The 7,329-nt window shown below is 66.0% G+C and carries 4 protein-coding genes and 1 pseudogene; 2 read left to right on the top strand and 3 right to left on the bottom strand.

Features of this window, described 5'->3' with window-relative positions:
* The coding region (locus AB0D08_RS39620) for a hypothetical protein (protein WP_359895196.1) at positions 1 to 1,001 on the top strand (1,001 nt) is incomplete at its 5' end.
* 1,847 nt (positions 1,002 to 2,848) lie between these two features.
* Here the strand turns inward: AB0D08_RS39620 and AB0D08_RS39625 are convergent.
* Complete coding sequence (locus tag AB0D08_RS39625) at positions 2,849 to 3,457, bottom strand: hypothetical protein (protein WP_359895198.1); 609 nt, start codon at positions 3,455 to 3,457, stop codon at positions 2,849 to 2,851.
* Between the two features lie 410 nt (positions 3,458 to 3,867).
* Positions 3,868 to 4,395, bottom strand: coding sequence for a YbjN domain-containing protein (locus AB0D08_RS39630; RefSeq protein ID WP_359895200.1), 528 nt, complete (start codon positions 4,393 to 4,395; stop codon positions 3,868 to 3,870).
* A gap of 756 nt (positions 4,396 to 5,151) precedes the next feature.
* On the opposite strand from AB0D08_RS39630, the pseudogene AB0D08_RS39635 reads away from it, so the two are divergent.
* Positions 5,152 to 5,445 (top strand): annotated as a pseudogene (locus AB0D08_RS39635) (ATP-binding protein); the annotation flags it as partial.
* A 222-nt stretch (positions 5,446 to 5,667) separates the two neighbouring features.
* Here AB0D08_RS39635 and AB0D08_RS39640 read toward each other — a convergent pair.
* Positions 5,668 to 6,186, bottom strand: a complete 519-nt coding sequence (locus AB0D08_RS39640; RefSeq protein ID WP_082526858.1) for a carboxymuconolactone decarboxylase family protein — start codon at positions 6,184 to 6,186, stop codon at positions 5,668 to 5,670.
* Positions 6,187 to 7,329 lie beyond the last annotated feature (1,143 nt).

Consider the following 7,329-nt stretch of genomic DNA (forward strand, 5'->3'; position numbering starts at 1 on the left):
ACCCCCACCACAACCGCCCCCACACCAACCCCATCCAATACGGCGGCGAATACACCAACCCCGACCACACCCAATACACCCCCGCCCGCACCTACAACACCGACGGCCACTGGACCACCCGCGACACCTACCAACTCCACAACCGCTACAACGCATTCGACGCCGACCCCATCAACCACACCGACCCCAGCGGGCACATGAAGATCGGCATCGGCGCACAGCGAGCGAAGGCAAAGTCAACGAAGGGCTGGGTCGACGGCCATGCACCTGGGCCGGCGAATGATCTCTCCAAGGTGCTGGGGCCACCCGCGGCGGACATTGATGCCGCACAGCCACGAGCCACCCGTGGTGACATTATCAGGAGCTATGGTGCCACGACCAAAATACCCGAACATTTCCCATCTGCATGCATTTCTGGAAAAAAGTGCGTGAAGCTCGCCAGCAATGATAAACTCTATGAGCCGAATGTCAAAAAGCTCCCATCCGGCCCCCTTCACATGAGCTTTTCGACAAAGCCACTCTACCGAGGTGACACAAGGCATCCGAAGGATGTATTCAAAAACGGATTCCAGGCCAAGAACGTTAACAACCCGGTCTCCCTCTGGGGATTTATTAACCACTGGGACAAGTACAATGACACGCCATGGGTAAGCCTCACGCGAAGTGAGAAGTATGCGCAGCAGCGGATTGCGACGTACGGTCCGGATACGGGGCACGCGGATAGCATGTGGGTCTATGAGATCGCTTCGGCGCAAGGGATTATCAACCCATTCAAGAGCAATGCCACTTCAAAGATGACCCTAGAATTCGAATCCGAGATGACCGCCCTGGCCGGAATCGATCCGCGCGATATCAGCAGAGCATACCGCCTCAAGATTCCCGAGGGTGGGACTTACACGGATGCAGTGAAGGTCGAGGAGCTGGTTAATCCTGGCTACACCGGAAGGGGCGTTAAAAAGATCAATAAACACTATCCCGGACTGGCCAATATGAATTACTGAGTCGACCTGTTGAAATATCGGCCCGCCATCATTTGGCGGGCCGATAGGGCCCACGGCGGGGCGGGTGGTTGCGCTGCTGCAGCCGCGTCTGCCGCCTGGCACCTCCCGCGCACCGGGGGAGCTCAGACCGAGAAGAACGCGGCCAGACCGTTCGTCTGCCAGGTCTGTACGGCGGATTTCAGCATCGCAGCGGGCAGGGCGTAACAGAGCGCGGTGGCAAGCGCGAGGCACGCTGCACGAGCCGTACCTGGGGCGCGCCGCACGGCGGTGGCGGTGAGCAGCGCGGCGGCTGAGAGCCCGCCGCCGATCCCGATCAGCTAACGGGTCATCGGCGCCTCCGAGTCGCCAGGCGTGGGAGCAGCCGCCCGCACAGCCAGTCCGAGCCCGACCGTGACGCCGGTGGCTGCCCGTCATACGTCCGCCGCCAAGCGGCGGTTCAGGATCACCCCGGCCAGCAGCAGCGCAATCGGCAACTCCAGGACGAACACCGGCTGCACCACTGATAGCGCTCCGTTGGCGAGGGCCAGAGCTTGGAAGCAGGCTGGGCGCCGACCGCGGCCATGCCACCCGGCCAGACCCGCTGGCGGAGCAGCGCGGACATCAGGCCCCGGCCCAGTCGGCCGTTCACCGGTACCCGCCGGGCGGCCTTGCGTTGGAGCACCGTGGCGAGGGCGTTGCTGGCGGTGGTCGGCAACGCGAACAGCACGGCGAGGGTGTGTGCACGGGCCTTTCCTCAGTCCGCCGACGCGGACGGCAGCATCGCACCGCTCGCGAGGGATTTGGTTGACGGATGATCCAGGGCGGTGACCGCCGAGCCGAGGAACGGATGGTGCTCCCGCCCTCGGCCCGGGTCCCTTCGGAAGGCCCGAGGCCATGGGCTCTCCTGTTCCGACAGTAGCGGCGTGCTGCGGCTGAACCCGGTGGGCACGCCGACGATCCGCCTGGAACGCTCATCACCCCTGCGGTGGCGCGTCTGGCCGTCCGGCGCAGCGTTCTGAGGTGTTGGGGCAGACCATGCTCCTGGTGATCGACCTCGGCAGTGACCCACACTCAGGATGGAGACCGCAGTCGACGAGTACCGTCGCCGCGGGCGCCGAGGCGCAGGGCGAGAGCCCCGCCCGTCGACAGGCCGAAGACGAAGACCTGCTCGCGCTCATCGGCGAATTCCAGGTGGGCGCGCTCCAGCGGGTCGTGGTGACTTTCCGTGCAGGTCAGGACACGTTCCAGGCGGGTACTGGGGTATCGTCCCGTTCGAACTACCCATCGATGTCGCCTTGGCCCGTACCGTGGAGGAGTTCCCGGACGGGCCGGGCCATCTTCTGTCCCCTATGGTCGACGGTTGGCGCGCCGTCCTGCGTACCGGCCCGCACGCCGCGCTGTACTCCCAGCACGGCACCCGATCTGTCCCAGACGTTCGCCGACCTGGCGGAGGACGCCCGCGAGCTGCCGGAGGCGACGTTGGACGGAGTGGTCCTCGCACTCCCCGGGTCCGGAGCAGGCGCTCGCCCTGCTCCGGACCCGGGCCGGCGGCCCTCGCCGCGGCGAACCATTCAGCATTGAGTACGCCGCTTTCGATCTGCTCGGCCTCACCCGACGACTGGCGCCCGCATCCGCACACCGAGCGGCAGCAACGTCTGGGTGAGTTCCTGGACGGCGTGTGCCTGCGCGCATTGCAGGGCCTGCCCGCCACCGGCGACCCCACCCAGGCCCGGGAATGGCTCGGCGATCCCGGCGACGGCGTCGACGGCCTGGTCTCCAAACCCGCCAGCCGGCCCTATCTGCCTGGCTACGATTCTGGCTGGACCATGTGGTGTCCCAGACAGCCGAGCACCGGACTCGTCAGAGTCTCAGACCAGGATGACGTCGGGCCCAAGTCCGGTGCCCACACAGGAAGGGATGCAGGTCGCCACAGACATTTGACTACTGCTCACGAGACTGATGCTGACGACAGGGGATGAGCCGGCCGAGAAGTCCGCCCGGCTGATGGTTCCGGACGGAGAGTAGATCTGGTAGATCGTGATCGACGAACCGACGTCGACCTGGATACCCCCGGAGATGGCCAGCCCCGCATCGAGGTAGCAGTTCAGCGAACAGACTGCATCGAGGTCGTTCGCGGTCTCGTTCATGATGCGGTACGTCACACACGTCGATTGGCTGTTGGTGCCACAGCCCACCAAGGTCGGCGGCGTCTGGCCGAGCGCGCCGATCGCATGCCCCGTTCCTGCCACGTTGTCATGGCCGGTGAGGTTGTCATGGCCGGCGGCGCTGTTGCTGCCGCCTATGTTGGTGCCGTTGCTGTCACCGTTGTTGACGACGACGCCGGACGTGACGGGCACGTCAGGGATGCCTGGGGTGATCGGGACACCGCGGGCGGTGGCGGCTTCGGTGGCGGCTGTGGTGAGTATGAGTGCGGCGCAGGCGGTGATGGTGGCGATTCGGCGGGTGAGGTGTCTCACGGGTTCTCCGTCCCACGGATCTGTGGTGCGGCAGGCAGACCTCGCCGTGTGGTCCGGTCCTGATGATCGCCTGTCCGTCTTTCGGCGGCTGCTCTCTTCGGGCTGACCAGGCCGGGGCTGTCACCCGTTCCGCGTACGACAGGCCGGTCGGGCCTTGAGGTCACCGTCGGCAACAACGTTCTGTCCGTGGGCTGTTCACCTCGGCCGGCCAACGCGGGCCCGGCGTTCGAAGGAGCTCGGCGCACGGACACCGCAGCGCGCCGCCGCCCCGTTCTCCCGGCCCGGCTGACTCGATTCGGCAGCATCGAGGCTGCCCGCTCTTGCGCTTAACAGACCTGTCGCAAGATCAGCCAGGAGCTCTACGAACAGACTGCCAGGGGTGGCAGTTCACGGCCTCCTCACCGACTCGGTCAAAGCTCCTCCGGCGGGTCCCCGAGACGCTTGGCGATCCACTGCTCGAAGCCGACCGACGCCTGGGTCCAGTTGGCGATGGCGGAGACGAAATGGTCCAGGTTGACGCCGGTGCCCACGATCATCTGGGACTCGCCGATCAGGCGGACCACGCCGTCCCCGTCGGCGTGGGTGTGGGTGTGGGTGTACACCTTGGGCCAGAGGGTCTCGCCGTTCCATTCGTCGATCAGGTCGAGGATCTCGGCCTTCCGCTCCAGCGGGTACGAGCGGTCGTAGAACGCGCGGACCGCGAACAGCTCCTTCTGCTCACCGCGGAACATGTAGTAGACGCGGAACCCCTCCCACGGCGCGGCGAGGTCACCCTCCTCGTCCACCACGTGCTTGAGCTGCATCTGGTCGAGGATCTCGGCCACCAGCGCCTGGTCCGGCACGACCACCGGCGGCCCGGCCGGGCCACCGCCTTGAACAGCGCCGAGCGGGGGGTGCAGCGCGGCGGGCGCGGGAATCGACGAGGGTTCGATGGTCATGGCATCCACTTCCAGCTTTGGAGACGGGGCAGTTCATTCGGACGCGTCAGTGTCGGACACTGTTTTGCGCACACCTCAACGGTGCCCTTGGACCCCGGTTCGAACAAACCGTCCGATCAGGGGAGCGGGGGTCTGATCCGCATCCCCCGGGGCCCCGGACAACGGGCTGTTCCCCCTGCATGACTGGGTGGCGATGGCACCCCTCATCCGACCTCCCCGGATGCCCTGGAGCCGGGTGCCGGGTCCTCCGCGATGTCAGCAGGCTCCGCCCTTCGCGCGGGGTACGCTCTCCCCCGGACCGGGCTGGGCCTCAACGAGCGGTTCACCCAGTCCGAGAGCGTCCAGCAGCATCCGGTCTTTGAGATCGCGCGCGTGGGACGCGACTACATCGCGGGCCCTGGCAGCGTCCACGGGGGCGATGTCCTGTCCGACCGACTCGATGGTCTCGGTGAGTGCAGCCATTTCTCGGTGTTTCCCTGCCATGTCTCCTCCCCCGTGGAGTGAGGTGGACAGTCAGCAAACCCTCAGCGCGGTCCCGAGCCACATCGAGCGGCATCTGCGCCGCTGCTGTCTCACCCGGTCACCGCTGCCGGACAGAAGCGCCGCAGGCACGATCACGTCCGGGGCGGCACGAGGAGCCGAGCTCGGTCCTGCTCCCACCGGCCCTCGGCCGAGACGGGGTGGCCTGCGCGCGCGAGAACGCTTTATGTTCATTTCAGCATATCCGTCGGCCGAGTGTGGGTGAAGTACCCTGACGTGCAAGGCTGTTGGACCGCGGGGCGCCGGTCGGCCACCGGGTGGCGGTGCGGTGCCCCCTGCGCATCGCAACCGACCCCTCAAGGCTGCGCACTGGCCATCCGGGTCGAACGCGCCGCTCAGACGGTCACCATCGCCGTCGAGGACGCGGGATTGGGCACATCCGACCCGAAGCAGGCTCTCGCCCGTGGTGCCAGCGCGGGTTCCACCGGACTCGGCCTCGACATCGCACGACGAGCCGCCACCGCCATCGGAGGCGAAGTCACCATCGCCCGCAGCACACCGGGCGGCGCCCTCGCCGCGGTCCGCCTCGGGCTCTTCTCCTCACCCGTGAACGGCAACGGCGACCGCGTCCGTCGCCGCGCAGACCTCCGGCAGACACGGCTGTGCTGCCGCCCGCGTCAGCGCGGCACCCCTGAGGTTCGGGGATGTCGTGAAGGGTGCCTGACCTGCGCCCCCGCCGTTCAGAAGCCGGCTGGCACGAAGCGTGCCGGCCAACGAGCCAAGCACCGCATGTCAGCGGGCGCCGGACGGCCGGACCGGGTGCTTGCTGAGGACGGAGACCCGGTTGAAGGCATTGATGGTGATGGCTGCCCAGATCACCGCGGAGATCTCGCCGTCCCCGAACACCTGCCGGGCGGCACCGTAAGCGGTCTCCTGCGCCGACGCGTCGGCAGGATGAGTGGTCGCCTCGGCCAAGGCGAGGGCCGCACGTTCCTGCGCGGTGAACACCTCCGTGTCGCGCCAGGCCGCGAGCACCCCGAGCCGCTGGGTGCTCTCGCCGAGCCGTAGGGCCGCTCTGGTGTGCACATCCAGGCAGAAGGCGCAGCCGTTCAGCTGGGAGACCCGAAGGTTGATGAGCTCCACGAGAATCCGGTCGAGCCCGGCCTCCGCGACATGGTCGCGGACCACCTCGGCCGTGGCGCGCAGGGCCCTGAAGGCCTGCGGGGCCTGCTTGTCGATGTACACCCGCTCGCTGGACGGCACGGTCGCCACCTCGGTCACCTGGACTCCTTCACCTTTGTACGGCCACATATCCGCAATGGTAATAAAACTCGGTTGCCGACCCAACGCCCTCCGAAACTTGTCCACTAAAAAGCCGGAATCGGAAGCCGCCGTGCACGGCCACGGTGCCGGCGATTCCCGCTGCGCACTCCGGCGCGCGCACGCGCGCTGCACCAGCATCCTCCTTCCGGCCATCCGATCAGGGGAGTCCGCGACATCGCGGCTCGGGTAGGTTATTCGACAAGGAGGCTCCGAAGCGCCAGCCAATCTACCCGGGAACGGATTCATCATGGCCGAACACAAGGATACCGACGAATCCGCTCCAGCATCCTGCGCTATTGGCAGAAATCACGCAGACAGAATCCTCCGGACCTGGCTCAAGGACCACCCGGAGTGCGGAGAATCTTTTCTGTATCTGCATATCCGGAAGTCAAAATCCGCGCACAACCGCCCTCACCCTCGCCATGTCTTCGCACTTTTGGAGCCCGTCAAGATGGGACTCGACTACGTCAGCGTCAATGCCGCGACAGGCTTGGTGCGCCTCTGCTCCTAAGCCCCCTGGCCGAGCGTCGGCCTGAGTTGTTCGCGCGTCGCCAGTCGGAACTGAGACTAAATCCTCGGCGGCGGGCATCTCACACAGAGGTCTGGCCCACAGCGGTGGCCCTGGTTACCGAGGAAGCCGTTGCCTTCGCCTACTTTCCGGCGTTGATTTTCCAGGCCAGGTCGGAGTTCCTGCCACTTCTTGGCAACCCGACGACGACTAATTACTTACAGCTCACCTGAGATTCCAGCGACCTAAGCAACGTCGCCGACGGTCTGGACGTGGCCGTTGTCACCGGCGGCCTGCCGTGACTGTTCGTTGTCGGTGCCAGCCATGTCCGATAACGCATGCAGCTTCTCAATGCCCTCAAGCGAGTGGTCGGCTGGATCTTCTTCGTGTCAGTGTCCGGTCTGGTCTGTCGGTGGGGTTTCGTGGGCTGTTGTTGCTGGGGTGCTCTGAGGTCCGTTTGTTGGTTTGTTCGGGGGGTGGGTGGTGGTGGGCGGTCGGTGAGGGTGGCTGTACGAGTCTTTGTATCTGTCTTGGAGTTTTGTATGTCTGTGCGTGTGTCGGGTGTGGTGGGTTCGCGTCGTCTGGTGGTGGCGGGGGTGTCGGTGGTGGTGGGGGTGTTGGCG

The organism is Kitasatospora sp. NPDC048540 (assembly GCF_040651175.1).
Taxonomy (GTDB): domain Bacteria; phylum Actinomycetota; class Actinomycetes; order Streptomycetales; family Streptomycetaceae; genus Kitasatospora.